This is a genomic window from Sphaerotilus montanus (assembly GCF_013410775.1).
Taxonomy (GTDB): Bacteria; Pseudomonadota; Gammaproteobacteria; order Burkholderiales; family Burkholderiaceae_C; genus Sphaerotilus; species Sphaerotilus montanus.
The window spans coordinates 2,905,754-2,930,390 of sequence record NZ_JACCFH010000001.1; the positions used below are offsets into that span (position 1 = coordinate 2,905,754).

Sequence of the window (24,637 nt, forward strand, 5' to 3'; positions counted from 1 at the left end):
CGCGGCGGCGGGGACAGGGGCTCGCCGCCGTCATCCACTGCTCGTCTGAGCTGGATTTGTGCAGGCTCAGACCAGGTTCAGGGCTGCAGGGCCGGTTTCTAGAAGTGCCCCTTCGTGTCGCCCGCCGCGTCCGTGGCCAAGGTCGCGCTGACGGCGCTGGTGATCTCGACTGCGGACGAGTGCAGCCAGCTCTACCAGGCGCCGTGGATCAACGCCATCCGCGCGACCACCCCGGGCCACCTCGTGCTCGGATCGGCGTTTTCGTGGGGCGACATCGTCGCGTACACGGTCGGCATTGCGCTGGTGGCGCCGCTGGATGCGTGGTGGTTCGATCGGGGTGGCACAAAATCCGCCAACCCCTCGGCCACCCCCAAGCCCCCCACCGCATGACGACCACCCGCCCCGCCACCCTCGCCGACCTCGACCGCATCGCCCCCCTGTTCGACGCCTACCGCCAGTTCTACGAACAACCCGCCGACCTCGCCACCGCGACGCAGTTCCTCCGCGACCGCCTGACCCGCGGCGAGTCGCAGATCCTGCTGGCCGAGGACGGCACGGGCCGGGCGATCGGCTTCTGCCAGCTCTACCCGGTGTTCTGCTCGATCGCCGCGCAGCCGATCTACCTGCTGTCCGACCTGTTCGTGACGCCGGCCGCCCGCCGCAGCGGGGCCGGTCGCGCGCTGCTGCTGGCCGCGGAGCGCTTGTCGGCCGCGCACGGCAAGCTCCGCATGGAGCTGACCACCGCCCGCACCAACCACACCGCACAGGCCGCCTACGCCGCACTCGGCTGGGAACGCGACGAGGTGTACCTCACCTATACCCGCCAGACCGGAGCCTGACGCGGGTGGGCGACAATGGCCGTCAACTCCACCGAAAGACTCCATGAGCGCGAAGAAGACCGATCTGGTCAAACACCTGGCCCGCAAGCTGGACGGCAAGATGAAAACGGCTGGCGTGCCCCCGCGGTTCGCCCAGGGCTCGGCCGATGCCAATGCGGCCGCCCGCCGTGTCGAACGCGCCGAAAACGCCGCCCCCAAGCTGGTGTCCGTCGCCTGCCGCCTGCCGGCCGATCTGGTCAACCAGATGCGCGAGCGCGCACTGACGCAGGAAGGCGGCGTCAACGCCATCGTGGCGCTGGCCCTGGCGCAGTGGCTGGAGACGGCGCCCGCCGCCTGAAGCCAAGCGGGGGTCGGGCCTGCGACCCCGGGGCGATCCGATGGGTTCGCCACCGTACAGACCCCCGTGCCCGGTGCCGTTAGCGTGCCTCCATGGTCAGCCCGTCAATTCCGACGCTGACCGCAGAACTGGAGCACCCCATGAGCCTCGGCACCATCCTTCTCATCGTCCTGATCCTCATGCTGATCGGCGCCATCCCGAGCTGGCCGCACAGCCGCGGCTGGGGCTACGGCCCCAGCGGCGGGATCGGCCTGATCGTGCTCATCCTCGTCGTGCTGCTGCTGATGGGCCGGATCTGACCCGGACGGACACCCGGCCACCGCCCGGTTCCCCCTGCGCAACCGGCATCGCGTCGCCTTCGGGACCCCGCGGCCGCGCGCTCAGGGTTTGTCCAGACCTCGGGCTGCAGGATTTGGGCCTACATTGATTTCCACTGAATCGAACGACCGTACTGTCTGGTGCGGCGGCCCATTCCAGGAGACACCATGGCCATGATTCGCCACATTCAATTCGGACTCTCCACCGTGCTGCTGGCCGTGCTGGCCGCGTGCGGTGGCGGTGACGACGACCCCGTCGTCACCAAGGTGCCGGTCACCAGCCTGCGGGTCATGGGCGACAGCCTCGCCGACGTCGGTACCTACGGCTTCAAGTTCACCATCCAGGGCAACGACATCTACGCGGAGCGCGTGGCGCAGTCGTATGGCCTGGGCAAGGGCTGCAACTTCTTCGCCTTCACCGGCACCACCTTCGCCGCCAACCCCACGGCGGGCTGCACCAACTACGCGATCGGCAACAGCGTCATCAATCCGGCGAGCAACGGCTACGCTGCCGCGGATCCGCGCGGGCTGGCCGTCCAGCTCGCGACCGCCACGGCGGCCGCCAACTTCGCGGCGGGGGATCTGCTGCTGGTGGATGGCGGTGCCAACGACGCGTCGGCGCTGGTGGGCGCCTACCTGGCAGCGGCCACGGACGGGGGCGCCAGTTATCTGGCCCTGCTCGGCACCGTGCTGACGCCGGCCCAGGTGTCCGCTGCGGCCGGTGGCGGAGCGGCCGGACTGGCCACCGCGGGTGGCCTCTACATGGCGGCGCTGGCCGACAAGTTCGCCGCCATGCTGCAGACGGGGGCGCTCGACAAGGGGGCCCAGCGCATCGCGCTGCTGAACGTGCCGGGCATCACCAGCACCCCGCGCTTCCAGCGGGTGCTGGATGACATTGCGCTGGCCAGCGGCGGTGGCACGGCGGGTGCGACGGTCCGTGCCCAGAGCGAAGACCTGTTCAGGAGCTGGGTCGTCGCGTTCAACACCCAGCTGGCCACGAAGTTCTCGGGCAACGGCAAGGTGGCGATCGTCGATGTCTACACGGCGATCAACAGCGAGGTCGCCAATCCGGCGCAGTACAACCTGAGCAACGTGACAACGCCTGCCTGCCCGTCCACCGGGACCGGCACCGACGGCCTGCCGACCTACAGCTTCCCGACCTGCACCGATGTCTCGCTTGCCGCCGCGCCACCCGCTGGCGTGACGGGCACGGACTGGTACAAGACCTACGCCTTCTCCGACGGCTTCCACCCGTCGCCGCTGGGCCACCAGTTGCTGGCCGCGGACATCACGAAGGCGCTCGCCGCCGCGGGCTGGCTCTGAGTTCGCGGTGCCCGGGTGCCCGCGTCTGCGGGCATGCCGGCGCGGCGGACGACAGCGCCGGTCACGCGCCGGCCAGTGGCCCGGCTCCGGTGGCGGCGTGGCTGACCCAGATCGTCGGCGGCTCGCCCTCCGGCGAGCGGTAGGCGGCTTCGATCGCCGCCTGCACGTCAGGAATGCGGGCATCCGGCAGCAGGACGACGATGCAGCCGCCAAAGCCGCCGCCCGTCATGCGCGCGCCGCCTTCGTGTCCGACCGCCTGCTGCGCGATGTCCACGAGCCGGTCGATCGCCGGGTGGGTGATCTCGAAGTCGTCGCGCATCGAGACGTGCGACGCCGCCATCAGCTCGCCCAGCTGCACCAGATCGCCCGCGGCCAGCGCCGCCGCGGCATCCACCGTGCGCGCGTTCTCGGTGACGATGTGCCGTGCCCGCCGGTAGACGACCTCGTCCAGACCGCCACGGTCGCGTTCGAGCCGCGCCAGGTCCACATCGCGCAGCGCCGGCACGCCGTAGTGCCGCGCCGCCGCCTCGCACTGGGTGCGGCGGGTGTTGTATTCGCTGCCCACCAGCCCGCGCCGGACCCGCGAGTGCACGACCATCACGGCCACGGACTCGGGCAGGTGCACCGGCTGCCCGGACAGGCTGCGGCAGTCGATCAGCAGCGCGTGCCCGGCCTCGGCGCGGGCCGAGATGAGCTGGTCCATGATCCCGCAGTTCACGCCGACGAAGCGGTTCTCGGCGCGCTGGGCGATCAGCGCGAGATCGGTCTGGCTGACACCGTCGCGGTCCCCCAGGCCCAGCAGCGCCTTGAACGCCTGACCGACCGCCACCTCCAGCGAGGCCGACGACGACAGCCCCGCGCCCTGCGGCACGTTGCCGGCGATGGCCAGGTCCGCGCCGCGCAGCGACAGGCCGAGTGGCGCCAGGTGTTCGGCCAGCATCTTCACGGTGCCGCGCACGTAGTTGGCCCACTGCAGCGTGGGATGGGGGGCGATCGGTCCGTCGAGGTCGAAGGTGTCGACCGCGTGGCCGTAGTCCGCGGCCACGACGCGCACCTGCCGGTCGCTGCGCGCGGTGACGGCGATCACGGTGCGGTAGTCGATGGCGCAGGGCAGCACGAAGCCGTCGTTGTAGTCGGTGTGTTCGCCGATCAGGTTGACGCGGCCGGGGGCTTGCACCCAGAGGTCCGGGGCGCGACCGAAGGCGGACTGCAGCGCGTCGGCGGTGCGGGCGATCAGGGTGTCGGTCATGGGGCGGGGGCGGCTTGTCGGTAGTGGACGTCGCTGACGGCGCGCAGCTGCGCGGCCGCCTGCTCGGGCGTCAGGTCACGCTGCGCTTCGGCCAGCATCTCGAAGCCGACCATGAACTTGCGCACGGTGGCCGAGCGCAGCAGCGGGGGATAGAAGTGGGCGTGCAGCTGCCAGGGCGCAGCGTCGTCGGCGTTGAACGGCGCGCCGTGCCAGCCCATCGAATACGGGAAGCTGCAGCGGAACAGGTTGTCGTAGCGGCTGGTGAGCTTCTTGAGCGCGTCGGCCAGGTCGGCGCGCTGTTCAGCGCTCAGCTGCGGCAGGCGCTGCACCGCGAAGCGCGGCAGCAGCAGCGTCTCGAACGGCCAGGTCGCCCAGTAGGGCACGACGGCCAGCCAGTGCGCCGTCTCGACCACCACCCGCTCGCCCGAGGCCGCCTCGCGCTCGACGTAGTCGAGCAGCATCGGCCGGCCGTGGGCTGCGAACCAGGCGCGCTGTTCGCGGTCCTCGGTGGCGGCTTCGTTGGGCAGGTAGTCGGTGGCCCAGATCTGGCCGTGCGGGTGCGGCTGCGAGCAGCCCATCAGCGCGCCCTTGTTCTCGAAGACCTGCACCCACGGGTAGGTCTGGCCGAGTTCGGCGCTCTGCGTGCACCAGGTGTCGATGACGCCGCCGATCGCCGCCAGCGACAGCTCGGGCAGCGTGCGCGCGTGGTCCGGCGAGAAGCAGATCACCCGGCTGGTGCCGCGGGCGGTGGTGGCCTGGAACAGCGGGTTGTCATGGGCCGGCGCTTCGGGCGCATCGGACAGCAATGCCGCGTGGTCGTTCGTGAAGACAAACGTCCCCGTGTAATCCGGATTCACGTCGCCGCTGACCCGCGTGTTGCCGGCGCAGAGATAACAGCCCGGATCGTGCGACGGCAGCACCGCGTCGGAGGTTTCCTCTTGCTGCCCCTGCCACGGCCGCTTGGCGCGGTGCGGCGAGACGAGCACCCACTGGCCGGTCAGCGGGTTGCGGCGGCGGTGGCTGTGGTCGGCGGGATCAAACACGTTCCAGCCTCACGAGGAATGCGGTTTCCGCCTGCGTGCGCGGCATCGGCAGCCCGGCGTGGGCCAGCCAGGCGCCGTCGAGCACGAGGCCTTCGGGGGTGTTGATCGCGTCGAAGAAGGGCGCCGTGTGGTGGCGTCCGGTCGGGCGCACGGTGCCGGCGGGCAGCACCTCGCGCACGCGGTAGCGCGCCGCGGGGTCCAGCATCGGCAGGCGCAGCGTCGGCGTGTAGCGGTGGCTGCTCGGCAGCGGACGCAGCACCAGCAACACCAGATCGCTGGACGCCTCGTCGCCGTGCAGCTGCCAGCGCAGGCCGTCACCGCCTTCGCCGAGCCAGACGCGGCCGTGGTGCAGCCGGTCGCGCAGTTGCTTGTAGACGTCGATCCAGCCGCGCAGCTCGGCGGTGTCCGCGTCGTTCAGTTGCCGCACGTCGAGTTCGACGCCGAAGTGCCCCGGCAGTGCGACCGCAGCGCGGAAGGCCATCGACTGCGTGCGCCCCGTCGTGTGCGAGGGCGCGGTGCCGACGTGGGCGCCCATGATCTCGGGCGGGAAGAACTGCAGGAAGCCACGCTGGATGTCGACCCGCGACAGCGCGTCGATGCAGTCGCTGGTCCAGACGCGGTGCGTATGGCGCAGCACGCCGAAGTCGATCCGGCCGCCGCCGCCGGAGCAGCTCTCGATCTCGACGTTCGGGTGGGCGGCGCGCAGGCGGTCCATCAGCGCGTAAGCGGCGTGGATCTGCGCCCGGTAGCCGGCGGTGCCGTTGGCGAGTCCGGCCGGAGCGAGGTCGCGGTTCAGGTCCCACTTCAGGTAACCGATCGGGTGCGCGGCGAGCAGCGCGGCGATCTTCTCGAACAGGTAATCGCTGGCCTCGGGCCGGGCGATGTCGAGCACGAGCTGGTTGCGCGCCGTCAGCAGCGGGCGGCCGGCGATCTGCAGCGCCCACTCGGGGTGCGCGCGGAACAGGTCGCTGTCCGGGTTGACCATCTCCGGCTCGACCCACAGGCCGAATTCCATGCCGAGCGCGTTCACATGCGCGATCAGCTCGCCCAATCCGTTCGGAAACTTGGTTTCGTCCGGCCACCAGTCGCCCAAGGCGGCGCGGTCGTGGTGGCGGCCGTGGAACCAGCCGTCGTCGAGCACAAAACGTTCGATGCCGACCGCGGCCGCGGCGGTCGCGAGTTCCTGGACCGGTCCGGGATGGACATCGAAGTAGAAGCCTTCCCAGGTGTTCAGATGCACCGGCCGCGGCTTCATCGCGCCACCCGGCCAGTTCAGCCGGCGGCGCAGTTCGGTGTGGAAATTGGCGGCCAGCCCGTTCAGGCCGGCGGTCGAGCAGGTGGCGACCAGCTCCGGCGAGTGCAGCGCCTGCCCCGGCAGCAACCGGCCTTCACCGGGCGCGAGCCATTCGCCCATCTGCCACTGGTAGAGGCCGTCGTGCAGCCATTCGACCGTCTGCTGGTGGTTGCCGGACCACGCCAGGTGCGCGCCGAAGACAAGGCCGGTGTCGTCGGTGGTGCCCGGTGTCGTGACGACCGCGCCGGGGAAGCAGTCGTGGCTGGTGCGCCCGCGCCGGCTTTCCTTGCGCCACAGGCTGCGCGTCAGCGGGTCGACCTGGAGCATGAACTCGTGGACATGCTGCCCCGCATACGAGCGCACGTTGTCGCAATGCCCCGGCAGCTGCAGCGTGCCGGCGGCGAGCCACTGCACGTCGAGCGGCGCGTCGCCCAGGTTGTGCAGCACCGACTGCAGCACCAGCACGTCGGACGCCGCGTCCAGCCGCAGCGTCAGGTCCAGCCGCAGCCGGGCCACGTCGTCGTGCAGGTGCAGGCAGAGGGCCGAGCCGGCCGCGTCCTGCTGCAGCCACTCGACATCGCAGCGGGTGAAGGCCTGCGCGAAGTCCTGCCCGTCGCGGTGGGCGAGCAGCGCGCTCTGGCCGAACCAGCCGACGCCGAAGGTCGGCGCCACCGTCAGCGGCTGGTCGAAGTCGAGCATGAACGACGGCAGCGGGCGCGTGTCGCGCAGCGCGGCGCCGGGGGTGGCGCCCTCCGGCAGGCGCGGTCCCCAGTAGCGCCACAGCGGCGCTTCGTCGGGCGGGCATTCGAGCACGACGCTGCTGCGCCGGCTGTGGAGGATCAGGTAGTCGCGGGTCATGTCAACGGGATCAGACAGGCGGTCAGCCCTTGGACGCGCCGAGCGTGAGGCCGGCGATGAATTGCTTCTGCATCAGGAAGAAGATCAGCACCGGCGGCAGCGCGGCGACGATCGAGCCCGCCGACACCAGGTGCCACTGCGCCACCCAGATGCCGTTGAGCGACTTCAGCCCGCCGGTGACCGGCATCGCGTGGTCGCCCTGGATCAGCACGGTGGACCAGAAGTAGTCGTTCCAGATGAAGGTGAAGACCAGCACCGACAGCGCCGCCAGCGCCGGGCGCACCAGCGGCAGCACGACCTTCCAGAAGATCTGCCACTCGCTCGCACCCTCGATGCGCGCCGCCTCGATCAGCTCGTGCGGCAGGTCGCGGATGAAGTTGCGCATGAAGAAGGTGCAGAAGCCCGTCTGGAAGGCGATGTGGAACAGCACCAGCCCGCCGATCGAGTCGTACAGCCCCATGCGCAGGCTCAGGTCGCGCACCGGCACCATCAGGATCTGGAACGGGATGAAGTTGCCGCCGACGAACAGGAAGAACACCGCCAGGTTGGCCTTGAAGCGGTAGGTGCCCAGGGCGAAACCGGCCAGACAGCTCAGCGCGACGGCGCCGAGCACGGTCGGGATGGCCACCAGCAGGCTGTTGACGATGTAGCGGGCGATCGGCGTGTTGCGGAAGACGGCCGAGTAGTTCTCGATCACCTGCCACTCGGTCGGCCAGCCCCAGTAGTTGCCGCCGGCGATGTCGCCCTGGCCGCGGATGGAGGTCAGCGCTACCGCGATGATGGGCAGCAGCCAGACGACGAGCGCGACGGGCAGACCGAGCTTGTAGAGCGCCTGGGTGACCGGCGAGGTCTTGGCGAGCGGGGTGGGAAACATCAGCCGAGTTCCTTCTCTTGCTGGTAGATGCGCCAGAGCACGAAGGTGATGTAGACCAGCATGATCGAGAACAGCACGGTGGCGATGGCGGTGCCGTAGCCCATGCGGTAGCCGTACTCGCTCAGGGCCTGCTCGTACATGTAGTACGCCAGCACGCGCGAGGAGCCGTAGGGGCCGCCGGAGGTCATGATCGACACCATGTCGAAGCTGCGCAGCGAGCCGATGATGGTGACGACGACGGCGATGAAGGTGGCGGGGCGCAGCTGCGGCAGCACGATGTGCCACAGCATCGACCAGCCCTTGGCGCCTTCGAGCCGCGCCGCCTCGATCAGGTCGGGGCGGACGTTGTTCAGGCCCGTGAGGTACAGGATCATGCAGTAGGCGATCTGCGGGTACAGGCCCGCGGCGATGATGCCGTAGGTGACCAGGTGCTCGTCCGACAGCACGGCCACCCCCGGCATGCCCAGGGCCGCCAGGATCTGCGTGAACAGCCCGTTGGTCGGGTTGTAGAACCAGGTGAACACCAGGCCGATGACGACCTGCGAGATCACGAAGGGGAAGAAGAACATCGACTTGACGAGGCGGATGCCCGTCACGGTCTGGTTCAGGAACAGCGCCAGCCCCAGGCCGATCGGCACCGACAGCAGGAACAGGACGAGCCAGACCAGGTTGTTCTTCAGCGCGGTGCGGAAGTCGGGGTCGCTGTACAGCTCGACGTAGTTGGCGATGCCGATGTACTTCGCCTCGCCCAGCCCGTCCCAGTCGTGGAAGCTGATCGCGATCGACTCGAAGATCGGCACGATCACGTAGGTGCCGAACATCAGCAGCGCTGGCAGCAGGAACAGCCAGGGGGCGAGCTGGCGCTGGTGGCGGGTCCACCAGGAGAACTGCGGTGGGGGAGCGGGGGAGGACATCGGCGAGGGGGGAGCGGAGGTGGGTTCCCGCTTGCGCGGGAATGACGGCGGTGGGGGTGGTCGCGGTGGCGGGTGGTGGCGGGGGGGCGGTCTGGCCAGCCCCCCGCGTGGCCCGGACGGGCTTACTTGTAGACGCGCTGGCGGACCTGCTCCAGCCGCTCCAGCACTTCCTTGCGCGTTTCCGGCTTGACCATGTAGCGCTGGAAGCCTTCCATGCCGGCCTTGGCCATCTCGGCGGGCGCGTCGCGGTCATAGAACTGGCCGAGCGCGTAGGCGTTCGACAGCATCGCGAAGCCGTCCTTCAGGTAGACGTCGGTCGGCTTGGTGGCGTCCTTGTTGACCGGGAGCTGGCCGAGGATGGCGTTGACCTCGCCCTGCACCTTGGCGCTGGCGGCATAGGCCAGGAAGCGCCTGGCGTCGACCTTGTTCTTCGCCTTGGCGGGGATGTGGATGGTGTCGGTCGGGGCGTCCTCGGCCATCGGGACGTTGTTGATCTTCGGGAACTGCATGAAGCCGAGCTGGGCTTCGGTCAGGCCGCCCTTCTTCATCGGATCGACGGCGAAGTTGCCCATCAGGTACATCGCAGCCTCGCCCTTGACGAAGGCGGGCAGCGCGTCCTGCCAGTCGTAGGAGGCGTGGTTGGCCAGGAAGTAGCCCGGCTTGGTCAGGTCGTCCCAGCGGTCGAACACTTCCTGCACGCGCTTGTCGGTGTAGGGCACCTTGCCGGCGGTGAGGTCCATGTGGAACTCGTAGCCGTTGACGCGCATGTTCAGGTAGTCGAACCAGCCGCCCGTGGGCCACAGCGCCTTGGTGCCGATGGCGAACGGCGTGACACCCGCGGCCTTGAGCTTGGCGCTGGCTGCGATCAGCTCCTTCCAGTCCTTGGGCACGGCGATGTTGTTCTTCGCGAAGATGTCCTTGCGGTAGTAGATGCCCCACTGGTAGTAGGTGTAGGGCACGCCCCACTGCTTGCCCTTCTGGGTCATCGACGCGGCGGCGCTCTTGAGCTGGGTGCCGAGGTTTTCCTTGGTCCAGACGTCGGAGACGTCTTCGAACAGGCCGGCGTTGACGAACGGGGCCATGCGGTTGCCGGCGTACCAGGTGACGATGTCCGGTGCCTCGGCGCTCAGGAAGTTGCGGATCGAGGTCTTGAAGCCTTCGTGGTCGAAGGTGTTGATCTTGACGGTCACGTCCGGGTTGGCGGCCATGAAGCCCTTGGCCATCGCTTCCCACGCGGCCTTGGGTGCCGGGTCGGAGGCGTCGGTGTTGATGACGAGCGTGCCGGCCTGCGCGGCGCAGGCAGCGGCTGCCAGTGCCAGCACGCTGAAGCGGGCGGCGAGCGTGGTGAGGTTCTTGTGCATCTGTCTGTCTCCTGGGGAGTCCTGTGGTGAAGTCATGCCTGCCAGATCGCCATCGCTCTGGGGGGCAGGTGCGCGCCGCCCAGCACGGGCGTCGCGATCGGCGTGGGCGTCCAGTCCAGCGCCAGATCCGAGAAATTGAAGGCCAGCGTCAACCCGCCGGCGCGGCTGATGCGCAGGCCGTCAGGCAGCGGTGCCACGGCGAGTCCCGCGTCAGCGGCGGCGCCGGCGAACACGGCCTGCCAGCCCGCCGCGTCCAGCCAGCCGGCGAGGTAGCGCACCGGGCCGTTGCGGGTGAGGGCGGGGCGGCCATCAGCGAACGAGGCCAGTGCTTCGGCGCCGTGCAGCGCGAGGTCTTCGCGCCAGCGGGTGACCGTGACAGTGGCTGCGGCGTCGTCCAGCGCCACCGGCTCGACCACGCCCGGCGGCAGCGACGCGACCCGCGTCACCTGCACCCCCGCCAGCGCGGCGAGCGGCCCCGGCGGCAGCAGTGCCCCCCAGCCGTCATCGCCAACATCGCCGTCATCCCCGCGCACGCGGGGACCCACCCCCGCCACCGACGTCTCGAACCGTGGGTGCCCGCTTTCGCGGGCATGACGGTGGGGAGTGGGGAACGACAGGTTCACCGACTTGCTGCCCGCCCGCGGTCCGAGCACGATCTGCGCGCCGCTGGCCGCCGCCGTGGTGAGTGCGGCTTGCAGCGCCGCACCGACATGCAGCGCCGCCGGCAGCACGATCAGCCGGTAGCCCGACAGGTCCGGCGCCCCGCCCGTGCCCGCCCGCGGCCCGACGATGTCCACGTCCAGCCCGAGCTGCCGCAGCCCGCTGTAGGCGCGGAAGCTCAGCTCCAGCGGGTTGTAGTCGGCGCCCTGCGGCTGGATCTGCGCCATCCACAGCGCGTCGTAGTCGAACACCAGTGCCACATCAGGCCGCACCGGCAAGCGCGGCGCGTTCGTGAGCACGCCCCGCCCGGTCAGCGCCGCCAGCTCCGCGCCGACCTGCGCCGCTTCGAGCGCCCCTTGGTCTTCGGACGAGTCCGGGCGCAGCAGGCCCGTGTGCATCTGCTCCTGTGCAAACGGCGCCTGCCGCCAGCGGAAGTAGCTCACTACCTCGGCGCCGTGCGCGAAGGCCTGCCAGGTCCACAGCCGCACCGTGCCGTCGTGCGGCGCCGGGTTCCAGTGCGCCCAGTTCACCGGGCCGGGCTGCTGCTCCATCACCCACCAGCGGCCGTCGCTGCGACCGTCCGCACCCCGGCACATGCCGCGGTACAGGTCGTGGTGGAACGACGGGATGTCCGGGTGCCCGGTCCGTGCCCAGCGCGCCTTTTCCTCGGCGCTGAGGAAGAACATCTGCGTGAAGCCGAGCGGGTAGCTGTCCCAGGTGGCGATGTCGAGGTCCGCCGCCACGTCGTGGTGGTCGAACTCGGTGAAGAAGCCCATGAAGTTGTGCGACACCGGCCGCCCCGGCGACAGCGCGCGCAGGATCGCCACCTGCTCCCGGTTGAATGCCACCACCTCGTCGGAGGCGAAGCGGCGCCAGTCGAGCCGGTGCGCCGGGTGCGCCTCCGTCACGGTCAGCGCAGGCAGGTCGATCTCGTCGAAGCTGCGGTAGACCTGGCTCCAGAACACCGTGCCCCAGGCGTCGTTGAGCGCGTCGATCGTCGTATAGCGCGCGGCCAGCCAGCGCCGGAAGCCCTGCCGCGCCGACTCGGACAGGCTCAGCACGGTGTCATGGCAGCCGTACTCGTTGTCGGTCTGCCAGGCGACCACGGCGGGGTGCTGGCCGTAGCGCTCCGCGACTGCGCGGCTGATGCGGCGCGACTCGGCGCGGTAGCCGGCGTGCGAGAAGCAGTAGTGCCGCCGCGAGCCGAAGCCGCGCGGGCGGCCCTGCAGGTCGATCGCCACCATGTCCGGCATCCGGTCGACCAGCCACTTCGGCGGCGTGGCGGTCGGCGTGCACATCACGACGCCGAGCCCGGCCGCGTGCAGCGTCTCGACCGCCTCGTCCAGCCAGTCCCAGGTGAAGACACCCGGCTCGGCTTCGATCACGCTCCACGCGAATTCCGCGATCCGCACGACGCGGATGCCCATCGCGTGCATGCGGCGCGCGTCCTCGGCCCATTGCGCGCGTGGCCAGTGTTCGGGGTAATAGCAGACACCCAGTTGCATGTCGGTCTCTCGGCGGAATCAGCGGGGATCGGCGGTGATCAGGCGGCCTGCGGCAGCGACTGGTCCTGGTCGGGGATGCAGCGGGTGAGCGCCAGGCCCTGCGCGTCGAACAGGTGCAGCGTGTCCGCCGGCAGGCCGATCGCCAGGCGGTGGCCGGTGGAGGCGTGCGCGTGGCCGGGGGCCTTGGCGACCAGCGACTCGATGCTGCCATCCGCGCCTTCCATGTAGAGGAAGGTCGACTCACCCAGCCGCTCCTGCCACTGCAGCGGGCGCACGATGTGCTGCACCGCGGTTCCAAGCTGCGTGTGCTCCGGACGCACGCCGAGCGTGACCGGCGCACCGGGCTGCAGCCGCCGCGCATCGACCGCCGCGCGCAGCGTCTCGCCGCTGCTCAGGCGCACCATGGCGTGGTCCGGGGCGCTGCTGACCAGCGTGCCGGGCAGGAAGTTCATCTTGGGCGAGCCGATGAAGCCGGCCACGAACAGGTTGCGCGGGCGGTGGTACAGCTCCAGCGGCGTGCCGCACTGGGCGACCGAGCCGTCACGCGCCACCGCTTCGCCGGTGTTGAGCAGCAGGATGCGGTCGGCCAGCGTCATCGCCTCGACCTGGTCGTGGGTGACGTAGACGGTGCTCGCCTTGCCGAAGTCGCGGTGCAGCTTGGCGATCTCGAAGCGGGTCTGCACCCGCAGCGCGGCGTCCAGGTTGGACAGCGGCTCGTCGAACAGGAACACCCCCGGCTCGCGCACGATGGCCCGGCCGATCGCCACGCGCTGGCGCTGGCCGCCGGAGAGCGCCTTGGGCTTGCGGTCGAGCAGGTGGTCGAGCTGCAGCACCTTGGCCGCCGCCATCACCTTCTCGCGGATCACCGCCTTGTCGACCTTGGCCAGCCCCAGCCCGAAGGACATGTTCTCGTACACCGACATGTGCGGGAACAGCGCGTAGGTCTGGAACACCATCGCCACGCCGCGGTGCGCGGGCGGCACGTCGTTCATCGTCACCCCGCCGATCTGCAGCTCGCCGCCGGTGATGTCCTCCAGCCCCGCGATCATGCGCAGCAGCGTCGACTTGCCGCAGCCCGAGGGCCCGACGAAGACGCAGAACTCGCCCTGCGCGATGTGCAGGTTCACGTCCCGGATGACGGGGGCGTGGTCGCCATAGGCCTTGAAGACAGATTTCAGTTCGATGTTCGCCATGCACCGATTCTGCTGCTAATAATATTAGCGATAATCGGTGAAAACCCCGAGACGAACCCGCCCCCGGGGTTCTGGGTCAGGCGTGGCGGCGCACCGTCTGGCGCTCGACCAGCGGGCAGTCGATCTTGATCAGGTGGCGCCGGCTGGCGCGCTGTGCGGCTGGCGTGTCGGCCGCCACCAGCAGGGCCTCGACCGCCGCACGCCCCATCTCGTAGTTGGGCAGCACCATCGTGGTCAGCGGCGGATGGGTGTGGCGCGAGATTTCCTGGTCGTCGTAGCCCATGACCGACACGTCGTCCGGCACCTTCAGGCCGAGCTGCGCCAGCGCCTCCATCGCGCCGAGCGCCATCAGGTCGTTGGCGCAGAAGAGGGCGGTCGGCGGGCGCGGTCCGGCCATCAGCGAGCGGGTGGCCTCGAAGCCGGTGCCCGACATCCAGTCGCCGTCGCGCACCAGCGCGGGGTCGAAGGGCAGGTCGGCGGTGGCCAGCGCGCGGCGGTAGCCCTTGATGCGGTCCTTGGCGGCCTCCATCCACGGCTCGCCGTTGATGAAGCCGATGCGGGTGTGGCCCATCGCGATCAGGTGTTCGGTCGCCGCGTGGCCGCCGCCGACCTCGCCGGGCACGATGGTGGGCAGCTTGTGCTGCTCGTCGTGGCAGTTCAGCAGCACCACGGGCACGGTGCCCAGCCGGTGCACCAGGGCGGGCGGCAGCGCCACTTCCCGGGTGAAGATGGTCGAGTAGACGATGCCCAGCAGCGCCGGGTGCATCGCCAGCATCTCGATGGCGGCGGCCTCCTGCTCGGCATTGCCGCGGGTGACGGCCACGCTGACCACGCAGTCGTGCGTCCAGGCTGCGTCCCGCGCGCCATCGACGCTGACGACCGGGTGCGGGCTGGTCGAGATCTCGTCGACCAGGTAGCCGATCAGGTTGCGGCGCACGCCCGGCACGCCCGGGGCGGCGGGAATGGCCGCAGCGGGCGCCGGCGCTTCCCGCCGCGGCAGCCGGTAGCCCAGCTCCATCGCCACGCCCAGCACCTTGCTGCGGGTCTCGGCCGACAGCCGCGCGCCGGTCATGTTGTTCAGCACCATCGACACGGTCGATTGCGACACACCGGCGGCCTGGGCCACGTCGGTCATCGTCGGTCGGCGGGTGGGCATCGGGGCGGGTTTGCGGGTGGTCACGGCGGGTGGGGTGGCGCGGGCGTGGTCTGGATTCCCGATGGTACCCAAGCCGGCAGCCCGACCTGGTAATCGTCGCCGATGATGGCGTGCTAATAATTGGTGATAACCCCCATTGCCGGAGTGCCTCCCCGGTCCTTAGAGTCCGCTTCACTGAAAACTAACGCGAGTTAGTTGCGTTGCCAGATGGTCTGGTCGCCGCCGCCACCCGAGGAGTTGCCATGTCCGCTGTCCCCCGTCCGCCCTCGGCGTTCGGACCGAATCGCCGGCGCGAGACGCTGACGGCGTTCGGGCTGGTGCTGCCGGCGCTGATCGGCTTCGTGCTGTTCTATGCATGGCCGGCATGGCGGGCGGTGGAGATCAGCCTGACCGACTGGAACCTGCTGCGCGAGCCCAACTGGGTCGGGCTGGACAACTACGTGAAGCTCTGGGGCGACGAGCGTTTCTGGCGCGGCATGCAGCTCTCGGCCTGGTACGTGGCCTTCAACATCCCCATGCAGACGGTGCTCGGGCTGTTCCTGGCGGTGGTGATGGACCGGCTGGCGCGCTCGCTGTTCATCAAGGCGGTGGTGCTGCTGCCCTATCTGCTGTCGAACGTGCTGGTGGCGCTGATGTGGCTGTGGCTGCTGGACCCGCTGCTGGGCGGTGTCAACGCGCTGCTGACGTGGAGTGGCATCGGTCACCAGCCGTTCTTCGCTGGCGAAACACAAGCGCTCGCCACGGTGGCGGCGGTCAACATCTGGCGCCACATGGGGCTGGTGGCGCTGCTGTTCCTGGCCGGGCTGCAGAACATTCCGCGCTACCTCTACGAGGCCGGCGCGCTCGAAGGCGCCACCGAGTGGCAGATGTTCTGGCGCATCACGCTGCCGCTGCTGCGCCCGGTGATGGTGTTCGTGCTGGTGACCAGCGTCACGGGCTCGTTCCAGATCTTCGACACGGTGGCGGTGGCGACCAACGGCGGGCCGCTGGAGTCGACCCGCGTGATCGTCCACTACATCGTCCAGAACGCCTTCAGCTTCTACAAGATGGGCTACGCGTCGGCGATGTCGATGACGCTGTGCCTGGTGATGGTGCTCTACACGGTGCTGCAGATGCGCATCCTGCGCGCCAACGAAAACGACCTGGCCTGACACCATGAACCGCGGCATGAAACTCGATCCTTCCCGCGCCTTTGCCTGGGCCTGTCTGCTGGCGATGCTGGCGCTCACCGTGGTGCCGCTGTGGGTGGTGGTGAAAACCGCGCTCACGCCCTCGCAGGACGTGTTCAGCCAGGCCGCCCAGCTCTGGCCCGACACGCCGACGCTGCGCAACTTCACCCGCGTGCTCGGTCTCGTCTCGCACGAGGAGAGCCTGGCGATGGGCGGCTCGGGCGCCGAAGTGCATTTCCTGCGCGCGGTGGGCAACTCGCTGCTGTTCACCGGGATCATCGTCACGCTGCAGGTGCTGACCAGCTCGATGGCGGCCTATGCCTTCGCGCGGCTGCGGTTCCCGGGGCGCGAGCTGCTGTTCGGGCTGTTCGTCGCGTCGATGATGGTGCCGGGCGTGGTGACCTTCATCCCGAACTTCATCCTCATCAAGGACCTCGGCTGGCTCAACACCATGGCCGGCATGGTGGCGCCGTTCTGCCTGATGTCGGGCTTCGGGATCTTCTTCCTGCGCCAGTTCTTCCTGTCGATCCCGCGGGACCTGGAGGAGGCCGCGATCCTGGAAGGCGCCTCGCCGCTGCGGGTGTTCTGGCGCATCGTGCTGCCGCTGTCCACCGCGCCGCTGGCCACGCTGGCCATGCTCACCTCGATCAACATGTGGAACGAGTTCTTCTGGCCGTTTCTCGTGGCCAAGGACGAAACCATGCAGGTGCTGACCGTCGCGCTGCAGTCCTTCAAGTCCCAGACCCCGCAAGGCTCGCCCGACTGGAGCGGCCTGATGGCTGCCACCGCGCTGGCCGTGGTCCCCGTGCTGGTGCTGCTGTTCCTGTTCGGCCGCAAGGTGGTCGAGTCGGTGCAGTTCAGCGGCAGCAAATGAGTCGCCATTCCCCCGCCCCCGCCCCCGCACCTCACCCACCGAAGATGGAGACAAGCCGATGAAGAACCCCCACATCACCCTGGCCGTGGCCACCCTGCTCGCCGCTGCCGGCAGCGCGCACGCCGTCGAGATCAAGTACGTCCTGTGGGACTCGAACCAGCGCCCGGCTTACCAGAGCTGCGCCAACGAGTTCCAGAAGGCGAACAAGGACATCACCGTCAAGATCACCCAGCAGGGCTGGGACGACTACTGGACCGGCATCTCCACCGGCTTCATCTCCGGCACCGCCCCGGACGTGTTCACCAACCACCTCGCCAAGTACCCCGAGTTCGCCAAGAACAACCAGCTGGTGGATCTGGCGCCCTTCATCCAGCGCGACAAGGTCGACATCGGCCTCTACGCCGCCGGCCTCTACGACATCTGGGGCCGTGGCGGCAAGCAGTTCGGCCTGCCCAAAGACTGGGACACCATCGGCATGATCGTCAACATGGACCTGGCCAAGAAGGCGGGCGTGTCGGCCGCCGATCTGCAGAACATGACCTGGAACCCGAAGGACGGCGGCAGCTTCGAGCAGGTCGTCAAGAAGCTCACCACCGACGCCGCCGGCAACAGCGCCGCCTCGGCCAAGTTCGACAAGAGCAAGGTCGCGGTCTACGGCTACCAGAACCCGGGCTCGGGCGGCATGATGGGCCAGACCGAGTGGAGCCACTTCGCGGTGTCGAACGGCTTCAAGTTCCAGGACAAGCCGTGGGACGCGAAGTACTACTACGACGACCCGAAGCTGGCCGAAACGATGGGCTGGCTGGCGGGTCTGCCGGGCAAGGGCCTGTCGGCCACCGCCGAGGACGTGAGCAAGCTCGGCTCCGACGCGATGTTCATCGCCGGCAAGGCCGCGATCGTGCCGCAGGGCTCCTGGATGATCACCCACTTCGCCAGCAACGCGAAGTTCCCCTACGCCTGGGTGCCGCTGCCCAAGGGCCCGATCGGCCAGCGCGCCACCATGTTCAACGGCCTCGCGGACTCGATCTGGGTCGGCTCGAAGAACAAGGAAGAGGCGTGGAAGTGGGTCAAGTTCCTCGGCTCGGCCGCCTGCCAGGACATTGTCGCCAGCGCGGGCGTCGTGTTCCCGGCGGTGAAGGGCATGCCGGAGAAGGCCATCGCCGCCCAGAAGGCCAAGGGCGTCGACTCGTCCGCCTTCCTGGAAATGACCAAGGGCAAGACCTTCCTGGCCCCGATCGCCGACAACGGCTCGCAGGTCAACGACATCATGGACAACGCCATGCAGGCCATCCTGCGCGGCAAGGGTGAGGCCGCGACGATCCTGAAGGACGCGGGCGCCAAGGCCAACGCTGCCGTCAAGCAGTAAGTCCGTCCCTCTGCATTCTGTCTCCTCGGGCCTTCGCCGGCCCAGGTTCACCGGCCCGTCACGTCCAGTCCGGGCCGGTTTTTTCTTTCAAGTCTTCAAGGACACCGTTTTCATGACCGCCCCGAACCGCCGCCTGAAGATCACGCTCATCGGTGCCGGCAGCACCGTGTTCACCCGCAACCTGCTGGGTGACCTGCTGTCGTACCCGGAACTCGCCGGGGCCGAGATCGCGCTGCACGACATCGACGCCCACCGCCTCGGCCTGTCCGAGCAGGTCGCACGCCGCATCGCGGGCGCGCTCGGTGTCTCGCCCGTCATCACCGCCAGCACCGACCGCCGCGCCGCGCTCGACGGCGCCCGCTTCGTGCTGAACACGATCCAGGTCGGCGGCTACAAGCCCTCCACCGTCACCGACTTCGAGATCCCGAAGAAGTACGGCCTGGAGCAGACCATCGGTGACACGCTGGGCATCGGCGGGATCATGCGCGGGCTGCGCACCATCCCCGTGATACTCGACATGCTGCGCGACATGGAGGAGGTCTGTGCGGACGGCGCCGTCCACCTGAACTACGTCAACCCGATGGCGATGATCACCTGGGCGCTGAACCGCGCGTCCACGCGCATCCCGACCATCGGCCTGTGCCACAGCGTGCAGCACACCGCGGCCGAGCTGGCCCGTGACCTCGGCATTCCGGTGGAGGAGATCGACTACCACTGCGCCGGCATCAACCACATGTCGTTCTACCTGCGCTTCGAGCACCGCGGGCAGGACCTGTACCCGCGCCTGCGCGAGATCCAGCGCGAAGGCCGCATGCCCGACTGGAACCGCGTGCGCTACGAGATGCTGCACCAGCTCGGCCACTTCCCGACCGAGTCGAGCGAGCACTTCAGCGAGTACGTGCCCTGGTTCATCAAGCAGGGCCGCGAGGATCTGCTGAAGAAGTTCAACATCCCGCTCGACGAATACCCCGGTCGCTGCCAGGTGTTCGAACACGCCTGGCCCTACATCGAGCGCGAGCTGCAGACCCCCGGTTCGCAGGACAGCGCCGCGCTGCTGGCGCAACTGCGCGCGGCGGACATCCACGTCATGCCGCGCGAGATCGACGGTGCCGGCCAGATGATCGACGGCCTGCGCCAGATCACGCGCAGCGTCGAATACGGCAGCGCGATCATCCATTCCATCGTCACCGGCCAGCCGCGGGTCATCAACGGCAACGTGCTCAACGACCGGCTGATCGACAACCTGCCGGAGGGTTGTGCCGTCGAGGTGCCGTGCCTGGTCGACCACAACGGCGTGCAGCCGACGCGCATCGGACGCTTGCCGGTGCAATTGGCGGCATTGATGCGCACGAACGTGAACGTGCAGGAACTGGTCGTGGAGGCCATCCTCGGCCAGCGTGGGGACCATGTGTACCATGCCGCGATGCTCGACCCGCACACTGCGGCGACGCTCGACCTGTCGCAGATCCGCGCGATGGTCGATGAGCTGCTGACGGCCCACCGCGCGGTGCTGCCGGAGTTCCTTCACCCCTGACGATCCGATCCCGCCATGCCGCCAGCCCCGCTCCTGACCACGTCGCCCACCAGTGCCGAGGTGGCCAGAAAGGCGGGGGTGTCGCGCACGACGGTGTCTTTCGTGCTCAACGACGTGCGCGACCGCGGCATCAGCGAGGCCACCCGCGTCCGCGTGCTCGCCGTCGCGGAGGAACTCGGTTACCGCCCCAACATCGCGGCGCGCACGCTGGCCGGCGGTGCCTCGGCCACGGTCGGTCTGGTGATGCCGCAGGCGGCACACCTCTACGACGACGTCTTCCTGGCCCACCTCGTCGGCTCGATCAACGAGGCCTGCCACCGGGCCGGCCTGAAGATGCTGATCGAGTCCACCGACGGCGAGGGCCGCGAGCCGGGCGGCTTCGTCGACCTGGTGCGCAGCCGGCGCATCGACGGGCTGGTCGTCGTCAACCTGCGCCGCAGCGAACACGACCACCTGCGCCAGCTGGCCGCGGCCGGCATCCCGCTGGTCGTGCTCGGCAGCGGCCGCGACGGCACGGGCGACTTCCACACCCTCGGCACCGACAACCACCGCGGCGCCATGCTCGCCGTGAACCACCTGCTCGACCTCGGCCACCGCTGCATCGCGCACGTCGGCTTCGCGCCGTCGGAGTTCCATTCGGTCAGCGGGCGTGAAAGCGGCTGGCGTGATGCGCTGGTCGCGCGCGGCATCACGCCGGAGCCGTCCTGGGTCGCGCATGCCGACATCAGCGCCGAGAGCGGCTGGCACGCCACGCGCGCGCTGCTGGCGCGTGGTGTGCCGTTCACGGCGCTGTTCGTCGGCAACGACACGGTGGCCTTCGGCGCGCTGCGGGCGTTGCGCGAGGCCGGACGGCGCGTGCCGGACGATGTGGCGGTGGTCGGCTACGACGACCTGCCGCTGGCGCCGTTCGCCGCGCCGCCGCTGACGACAGTCCGCACCGACCCGATCCGGCACGGGCGCGAGGCGATGGAGATGCTGCTGGCGCTGATGGCGGGGCAGGGCGGGGAGGTCACGCACCGGGAGATCGGGGCGGCGCTGGTGGTGCGGGCGTCGTGTGGCGCCGAACGGGAGATGCGGGCATGAACACGACGACCTTGCTGCGCGCGGTGCGTGCCGACATCACGACGCTTTCCGTGGACGCGATCGTGAACGCCGCCAACTCCTCCTTGCTCGGCGGCGGCGGCGTGGACGGCGCCATCCACCGGGCGGCCGGCCCCGACCTGCTGCACGAATGCCGCCTGCTCGGTGGCTGCAAGACGGGCGACGCGAAGCTGACCCGGGGCTACCGCCTGCCGGCCCGGTTCATCGTCCACACGGTCGGCCCGGTCTGGCGCGGTGGGGAGCAGGGCGAGCTGGCACTGCTGGTGTCCTGCTACCGCCGCTCGCTCGAACTGGCGCGTGCGGCGGGTGCCACGTCCATCGCGTTCCCGAGCATCAGCACCGGCATCTACGGCTACCCGATCGAGCAGGCGGCGCCGATCGCAGTGCAGACCGTCCGCGCGGCCTTGCGGGACGATGACCCGATCCGGGAGGTCGTGTTCTGCTGCTTTTCGGCGGCGGACCTGGGCGTGTACGCGCGGTTGATCGCGGCGGCGGCATGACCCTGGCGCTGCCGAGTGTCCGGATCGAGTCCGAGCGTGTGCAGCTGGTCCCGATCCACGCCGGTTTCACGGCCGCGATGTTCGAAACCTTCAACGCCCGGGTCACCCGGTACATGCACCCGAAGCCGTCCGACACGGTCGAGGAGATGGGGCGGTTTGTCCGCGACTCGGTGGCCGAGCTGGCGGCGGGGACCAACCTGCAGATGGTGATCCTGTCCCGACCGGACGAGCAGTTCCTCGGCTGCATCGGGCTGCATGAACTCGACCGGCCTGACCCCGAGATGGGGCTCTGGCTGAAGGAGGCAGCACAGGGCCACGGCCTGGGGCGGGAGGCGGCCAGCGCGCTCATCACCTGGGCGCGGGCGCAGAACCGGTTCACGTGCATCCGGTATCCGGTGCACCGGCGCAACCTTGCCAGCCGAAAAATCCCGGCGTGCCATGGCGGCGTGATCGTCAAGGAGTTCAGGGCGATCAGCGGCAGCGGGGTTGAACTCGACCTTGTCGAGTACCGCATTCCCCTGCCGCCGAATGCCAGCGATGAGGCTGCCCGTAGACTCCCGGCATGACCGATCCTGTTGTCCGAATGGCCACGGCGCTCGCGCTGGCACTGGGGGCTGTGCCTGCACAAGCCGACGAAGTCCTCGTGGCCGTTGCCGCCAACTTTGCCGCCCCGATGACCCGTCTCGCCGAGGCGTTCACCGCCGCGACCGGACACACGCTCAAGCTCGCCAGCGGCGCCACCGGCAAGTTCTACAGCCAGATCGTGTCCGGGGCGCCGTTCGAGGTGCTGCTGTCCGCGGACGACACGACGCCGCGGCGCCTGATCGCCGAAGGGCACGCGGTGGCCGGCAGCGCGTTCACCTACGCAGTCGGGCAGCTGGTGCTGTGGAGCGCCACGCCCGGGCTGGTCGATGCACAAGGCGCAGTGCTCGCCTCCGGTCGTTTCCGGAAGATCGCCATTGCCAGCCCGAAGACGGCGCCGTACGGCCGTGCCGCGATGGAGGTGCTGGTCGCACGGGGACTGGAGGGGCCGCTGTCGCTGAAGCTGGTCACGGGTGAGTCGGTCGCGCAGGCCTACCAGTTCGTCGCCACCGGCAACGCCGAACTCGGCTTCGTCGCGCTGTCGCAGGTGAGCGTGCCGGGCAAGGCGCTGGTGGGGTCGATGTGGCGCGTGCCAGCCTCGCTGCACGCGCCGATGCGCCAGGACGCCGTGCTGCTGAAGGCAGGGGCGGGCAAGCCGGCAGCGGCCGCGCTGCTGCAGTGGCTGCGCAGCGAACCGGCGCAGGCGGTGATCCAGTCGTATGGCTATGCGCGCGGATGAGCGAGGATGAACGCGGATGAGCGATGCTGACTGGAGCGCCATCCGCCTGACCGCCACGCTGGCGGCGGTGACGACCGCGCTGCTGCTGCTGGTCGGCACACCACTGGCGTGGTGGCTGGCGCGCACCCGCTCGCGGCTGAAACCCGTCATTGGCGCCGTCGTGACGCTGCCGCTGGTGCTGCCGCCGACGGTGCTGGGCTTCTACCTGCTGCTGCTCACCGGCCCGCAGGGCGCGGTCGGGCAGATGACCGAGGCCTTCGGGCTGGGTCGGCTGCCGTTCACGTTCGGCGGGCTGGTGGTGGCGTCGGTGCTGTATTCGATGCCGTTTGTCGTGCAGCCGTTGCAGCAGGCTTTCGAGGCGATCCCCGAAGCCTTGCTCGAAGCCGCGGCGACATTGCGCGCCGGGCCGTGGGACCGCTTCGTCTCGGTCGCATTGCCGCTGGCCCGGCCGGGGCTGCTGACCGGCGCGGTGCTCGGCTTCGCGCACACGGTGGGCGAGTTCGGCGTGGTGCTGATGATCGGCGGCAACATCCCCGGCGAGACCCGCGTGCTGTCGGTGGCGATCTACGACCATGTCGAGGCAGCCGAGTTCGCCGACGCGCACCGGCTCGCGGCGGGCATGGTGGCCTTTGCGCTGGTGGTGCTGGTGACGCTCTACGCGATCCAGCGCTCGGCGCGCGCCGCGGAGACGCGGCGGTGATCGAGGCGCGGCTGACGCTGGCGCGGCGCGACTTCGCGCTGGAGGTGGCGCTGGCCTTGCCGTCGCAGGGCGTGAGCGCGCTGTTCGGTCCGTCTGGCTGCGGCAAGACGACGCTGCTGCGCGCGCTGGCCGGACTGGAGCGGGCGACCGGACGGGTCGCGTTGAACGACCAGACCTGGCAGGACGACACGGCCGGCGCCGTCTTCGTGCCGACCCACCAGCGCCCGATCGGCTACGTGATCCAGGAGGCGGCGCTGTTCCCGCACCTCGACGTGCGCCGCAACCTCGACTACGGCCAGCGCCGCATCGCCCCCGCCGAGCGCCGCATCGCGCTGGACCAGGCGGTGGACCTGCTCGGCATCGGCGCGCTGATGGACCGCCGTCCCGCCACGCTCTCCGGCGGCGAGCGCCAGCGCGTGGCCATCGCCCGCGCCTTGGCGACCAGCCCGCGGCTGCTGCTGATGGACGAGCCGCTGGCCGCGCTGGACGCGGCGCGCAAGGCCGAGATCCTGCCCTACCTCGAACGCCTGCACCGCGCGATGGCGCTGCCCATCGTCTACGTCACCCATGCGCTCGACGAGGTGGCGCGGCTGGCTGACTACCTCGTGCTGCTGCAGTCCGGGCGTGTGCTGGCCGAGGGCGGCGTGGCGGACCTGTTCGCCCGCACCGACCTGCCGCTGGGCCGGCAGGACGAGGTGGGCGTCGTGCTGGAGGCGACCGTTGCGGCGCACGACCTTCCCTACGGCCTGACGCGCATCGCCGTGCCCGGCGGCAGCCTGTGGCTCGGCGCGGTCGAGCAGCCGCCAGGCACGCCGGTGCGGGCCCGCGTGCTGGCCCGCGACGTCAGCATCGCCCGCGAGGCGCCGCAGCACAGCAGCATCCTGAACGTGCTGCCGGTGACGCTGGAGCGGCTGGAGGCCGAGGGGCGCACGGTGCTGCTGCGCCTGCGCCTGCGCCTGGGGGAGGGGGATGCCTCGGCGGCGACCACGCTGCTGGCCCGCATCACCCGCCGCAGCGCCGACACGCTGGCGCTGCAGGCCGGCGACCGGCTCCACGCCCAGATCAAGGGTGTCGCCTTGATGGGCTGACGGCCTGTTGCGCTGCGGCTCCCGTTTCCCGCCTGCCTCCCCCGTGTTTTCCCTCGTTAGG

General features: G+C 69.7%; 24 protein-coding genes. 15 read left to right on the forward strand and 9 right to left on the reverse strand.

Annotated elements, in window-relative coordinates:
* The first annotated feature begins 114 nt into the window (after positions 1 to 114).
* The 5 genes from BDD16_RS13305 (at position 115) to BDD16_RS13325 (ending at position 2,816) form a co-directional block, all read left to right on the forward strand.
* Entirely contained in the window at positions 115 to 390 is a 276-nt protein-coding gene (locus BDD16_RS13305) for a ribosomal maturation YjgA family protein (RefSeq protein WP_179634391.1), read from the forward strand.
* The gene (locus BDD16_RS13310; protein ID WP_179634392.1) at positions 387 to 839 is read left to right on the forward strand and encodes a GNAT family N-acetyltransferase; all 453 of its coding nucleotides are present in this window, start codon (positions 387 to 389) and stop codon (positions 837 to 839) included. Before BDD16_RS13305 ends, BDD16_RS13310 begins: the two co-directional genes overlap by 4 nt.
* A 43-nt stretch (positions 840 to 882) precedes the next feature.
* Positions 883 to 1,176: a hypothetical protein gene (locus tag BDD16_RS13315; RefSeq protein ID WP_179634393.1), complete on the forward strand. Its 294-nt coding sequence runs from the start codon at positions 883 to 885 to the stop codon at positions 1,174 to 1,176.
* Between the two features lie 140 nt (positions 1,177 to 1,316).
* Positions 1,317 to 1,475, forward strand: coding sequence for a DUF3309 family protein (locus BDD16_RS13320; protein ID WP_179634394.1), 159 nt, complete (start codon positions 1,317 to 1,319; stop codon positions 1,473 to 1,475).
* 186 nt (positions 1,476 to 1,661) lie between these two features.
* Positions 1,662 to 2,816, forward strand: a complete 1,155-nt coding sequence (locus BDD16_RS13325; RefSeq protein ID WP_246332545.1) for an SGNH/GDSL hydrolase family protein — start codon at positions 1,662 to 1,664, stop codon at positions 2,814 to 2,816.
* A 61-nt stretch (positions 2,817 to 2,877) separates the two neighbouring features.
* On the opposite strand, the gene galK is transcribed toward BDD16_RS13325, so the two are convergent.
* The 9 genes from galK to BDD16_RS13370 all read right to left on the reverse strand — a co-directional run bounded on the left by galK (position 2,878) and on the right by BDD16_RS13370 (position 14,923).
* Positions 2,878 to 4,065 (reverse strand): galactokinase, encoded by a 1,188-nt coding sequence (gene galK, locus BDD16_RS13330; protein ID WP_179634395.1) that lies wholly within the window; start codon positions 4,063 to 4,065, stop codon positions 2,878 to 2,880.
* Positions 4,062 to 5,108, reverse strand: coding sequence for a UDP-glucose--hexose-1-phosphate uridylyltransferase (locus BDD16_RS13335; protein WP_179634396.1), 1,047 nt, complete (start codon positions 5,106 to 5,108; stop codon positions 4,062 to 4,064). Before BDD16_RS13335 ends, galK begins: the two co-directional genes overlap by 4 nt.
* A complete protein-coding gene (locus tag BDD16_RS13340) occupies positions 5,101 to 7,260 on the reverse strand; it encodes an alpha-galactosidase (RefSeq protein ID WP_179634397.1) in 2,160 nt (719 codons plus the stop codon). The genes BDD16_RS13335 and BDD16_RS13340 overlap by 8 nt, the downstream gene beginning before the upstream one ends.
* Before the next feature lie 22 nt (positions 7,261 to 7,282).
* Entirely contained in the window at positions 7,283 to 8,134 is an 852-nt protein-coding gene (locus tag BDD16_RS13345; protein ID WP_179634398.1) for a carbohydrate ABC transporter permease, read from the reverse strand.
* Positions 8,134 to 9,048 carry a carbohydrate ABC transporter permease gene (locus tag BDD16_RS13350; RefSeq protein WP_179634399.1) on the reverse strand — a complete coding sequence of 305 codons (915 nt, stop codon included), beginning with the start codon at positions 9,046 to 9,048 and terminating at the stop codon, positions 8,134 to 8,136. The genes BDD16_RS13345 and BDD16_RS13350 overlap by 1 nt, the downstream gene beginning before the upstream one ends.
* 122 nt (positions 9,049 to 9,170) lie before the next feature.
* Positions 9,171 to 10,409 carry an ABC transporter substrate-binding protein gene (locus BDD16_RS13355; RefSeq protein WP_218897792.1) on the reverse strand — a complete coding sequence of 413 codons (1,239 nt, stop codon included), beginning with the start codon at positions 10,407 to 10,409 and terminating at the stop codon, positions 9,171 to 9,173.
* 32 nt (positions 10,410 to 10,441) lie between these two features.
* Positions 10,442 to 12,574, reverse strand: a complete 2,133-nt coding sequence (locus tag BDD16_RS13360; protein WP_179634401.1) for a beta-galactosidase — start codon at positions 12,572 to 12,574, stop codon at positions 10,442 to 10,444.
* Positions 12,575 to 12,612: 38 nt separating this feature from the next.
* Positions 12,613 to 13,767, reverse strand: a complete 1,155-nt coding sequence (locus BDD16_RS13365; protein WP_179634402.1) for an ABC transporter ATP-binding protein — start codon at positions 13,765 to 13,767, stop codon at positions 12,613 to 12,615.
* Between the two features lie 76 nt (positions 13,768 to 13,843).
* Positions 13,844 to 14,923 (reverse strand): LacI family DNA-binding transcriptional regulator, encoded by a 1,080-nt coding sequence (locus BDD16_RS13370; protein ID WP_246332546.1) that lies wholly within the window; start codon positions 14,921 to 14,923, stop codon positions 13,844 to 13,846.
* Positions 14,924 to 15,165: 242 nt separating this feature from the next.
* On the opposite strand from BDD16_RS13370, the gene BDD16_RS13375 reads away from it, so the two are divergent.
* From BDD16_RS13375 to modC, 10 genes are all read left to right on the forward strand, one after another.
* On the forward strand, positions 15,166 to 16,074 hold the full coding sequence (locus BDD16_RS13375; protein WP_179634403.1) for a carbohydrate ABC transporter permease: 909 nt from the start codon (positions 15,166 to 15,168) through the stop codon (positions 16,072 to 16,074).
* 16 nt (positions 16,075 to 16,090) lie between these two features.
* A complete protein-coding gene (locus BDD16_RS13380) occupies positions 16,091 to 16,966 on the forward strand; it encodes a carbohydrate ABC transporter permease (RefSeq protein WP_246332547.1) in 876 nt (291 codons plus the stop codon).
* 58 nt (positions 16,967 to 17,024) lie between these two features.
* Entirely contained in the window at positions 17,025 to 18,332 is a 1,308-nt protein-coding gene (locus BDD16_RS13385) for an ABC transporter substrate-binding protein (RefSeq protein ID WP_179634405.1), read from the forward strand.
* 112 nt (positions 18,333 to 18,444) lie between these two features.
* Complete coding sequence (melA, locus tag BDD16_RS13390; protein ID WP_179634406.1) at positions 18,445 to 19,866, forward strand: alpha-glucosidase/alpha-galactosidase; 1,422 nt, start codon at positions 18,445 to 18,447, stop codon at positions 19,864 to 19,866.
* 15 nt (positions 19,867 to 19,881) lie between these two features.
* Positions 19,882 to 20,949: a LacI family DNA-binding transcriptional regulator gene (locus BDD16_RS13395; RefSeq protein ID WP_179634407.1), complete on the forward strand. Its 1,068-nt coding sequence runs from the start codon at positions 19,882 to 19,884 to the stop codon at positions 20,947 to 20,949.
* The gene (locus tag BDD16_RS13400) at positions 20,946 to 21,467 is read left to right on the forward strand and encodes an O-acetyl-ADP-ribose deacetylase (RefSeq protein WP_179634408.1); all 522 of its coding nucleotides are present in this window, start codon (positions 20,946 to 20,948) and stop codon (positions 21,465 to 21,467) included. Before BDD16_RS13395 ends, BDD16_RS13400 begins: the two co-directional genes overlap by 4 nt.
* Positions 21,464 to 22,033, forward strand: a complete 570-nt coding sequence (locus BDD16_RS13405) for a GNAT family N-acetyltransferase (protein WP_179634409.1) — start codon at positions 21,464 to 21,466, stop codon at positions 22,031 to 22,033. Before BDD16_RS13400 ends, BDD16_RS13405 begins: the two co-directional genes overlap by 4 nt.
* Positions 22,030 to 22,788 (forward strand): molybdate ABC transporter substrate-binding protein, encoded by a 759-nt coding sequence (modA, locus tag BDD16_RS13410; protein ID WP_179634410.1) that lies wholly within the window; start codon positions 22,030 to 22,032, stop codon positions 22,786 to 22,788. The genes BDD16_RS13405 and modA overlap by 4 nt, the downstream gene beginning before the upstream one ends.
* A 16-nt stretch (positions 22,789 to 22,804) precedes the next feature.
* Positions 22,805 to 23,488, forward strand: coding sequence for a molybdate ABC transporter permease subunit (gene modB / locus BDD16_RS13415; protein WP_179634411.1), 684 nt, complete (start codon positions 22,805 to 22,807; stop codon positions 23,486 to 23,488).
* Positions 23,485 to 24,576: a molybdenum ABC transporter ATP-binding protein gene (modC, locus tag BDD16_RS13420; protein WP_179634412.1), complete on the forward strand. Its 1,092-nt coding sequence runs from the start codon at positions 23,485 to 23,487 to the stop codon at positions 24,574 to 24,576. Before modB ends, modC begins: the two co-directional genes overlap by 4 nt.
* Positions 24,577 to 24,637: the final 61 nt, after the last annotated feature.